The sequence below is a fragment of the Acetobacterium wieringae genome, assembly GCF_026646375.1.
In the GTDB taxonomy this organism is placed as follows: Bacteria; Bacillota; Clostridia; order Eubacteriales; family Eubacteriaceae; genus Acetobacterium; species Acetobacterium wieringae_A.
Window position 1 is genome coordinate 1 of the sequence record NZ_JAIPPU010000049.1, and the last position, 1,687, is coordinate 1,687.

Genomic DNA, 1,687 nt, shown 5'->3' on the forward strand with positions numbered 1-1,687 from the left:
AGGGGCTTGGAAAATTCCTTGCGCGTTTTGACTGAACTATTATTGACAATTCCATAGCAGCTCTAATGGGCAATGCTCTAATTCTTATCGATTCAAATATGAAAGTGCTTGCCTATTCAACGATTTATGAAATTATGGATCCTTTATGGCTTGAGAATATTAAACAAGGCCATTACTCCTATGATTTTATTAAAAAAGTTAAGTTCAATTCCGAAATGAAATCTTGGAGTAAAACAGGAGAGGATAATAAAACGATCACACTCAATGGTGATCTTCAGCCAAAACTGGTCAGTCGTATCACCAAAAATGGTCATTTAGTAGGAGGCTTGATTATGATCGCGCATCATACACCCATCCGTTCGATGCATACCAAACAGCTGCCTCAAATTGCTAAGTTACTTTATGAGTTTTTATGTATTTCCACAGAGAATGAAATTTATAAGTCCGTTTACAGTTCGGCTATTGCACACATTCTTTCTGATGACAATGAAAACGTTTCACATGACCTTTTAATTTTGAACAAATCGAATTTTCCTTCTGGAATGAGGGTTGTGATAGCTCGTTTTATTGTGCGATCAAAAAACAGATTCTTAAAAAGATCTATCGGTCTTGAATTTGAAAGGATTTTTTCAAAGGGTTATTCATTTCAATATAAAAATTATATCGGTATCTTAGTGCCTGAAATCTCTTCTGATCAGCGACATGCATTGAGTGAATTAGCAATACTTGAGAACATTAACATAGGAATTAGCTGGCTTTTTTTTGATATTCTTGACATAAAAAAATACTTTCATCAGTCAGTCGCCTCCATAAAACAAGCTCAGCTTCTTGGAGAAACCAATCAAGTTCTTGATTACACGGACTATGCTTTTTATCATCTACTTAATCAAATTTGGGGAAAAGCCTCTCTCAATACATTTTGTCATCCAGCGCTAACAGTTTTAAAAGACTACGATAAAAATAATTCTGCAGATTTTTACAGAACTCTGGAGACATTTTTGTCCGCAAATAAAAACTTAAAAGAGACCGCAGAGATCTTAAATCTGCACCGGAATTCACTCACATATCGGATCGCACGGATTAGAGATCTTACGAATTTGGATTTCAATGATAACAATACTGTTTTTTCTTTAATGTATTCATTTCGTTTAGTGAATTATCTTGAAGCCTCTGAAATATTCAATTTGCAGTAAATTGAATATCAAGCTGTTAATAAGATAATAAAAACAAAACAAAGACGGAAACCATCGAAAGAAAGGTCGTATATAAACTTTTGTTTCATCCTATCTGATTTACAATTGAAGATTAGATAAAGTTATGATGCCATGACCAAAATTGAAAGAAAAATAACGGGGGAAAAAGTCAATATGATTGAACAGAATTCAAACCAAGATAGATGGCTGCGTATGCATACTGATTCTAATATGCGCGAGAGATTATCGAAACAGTTAAGGGAAAGCTGGGATAAAAGTGATGCCTGCAAAGTGGACTATTGGAATGCCCTTCCGGAAAAAATTCCACCTGGTGAATTTGCAAAGACAAAAACCAAAAACAGACGCTTATACATCTATACCAATAGTGTAATCGATTTTCCGTTATCGCAGATTAATTATCCAGAGTGCGGAGTACTGTTGTTTGATAAAACGGGGTGTCTTCTTCAATTGTATGGAAATAAAGAGTTTCTTTC

At 34.5% G+C, this 1,687-nt stretch carries 2 protein-coding genes; both read left to right on the forward strand.

What is annotated here, in order from left to right:
• Positions 1-65 precede the first annotated feature (65 nt).
• Positions 66-1,193, forward strand: coding sequence for a helix-turn-helix domain-containing protein (locus tag Q7P33_RS17860; protein WP_303872092.1), 1,128 nt, complete (start codon positions 66-68; stop codon positions 1,191-1,193).
• A 132-nt stretch (positions 1,194-1,325) separates the two neighbouring features.
• The coding region (locus Q7P33_RS17865) for a hypothetical protein (protein ID WP_303872093.1) at positions 1,326-1,687 on the forward strand (362 nt) is incomplete at its 3' end.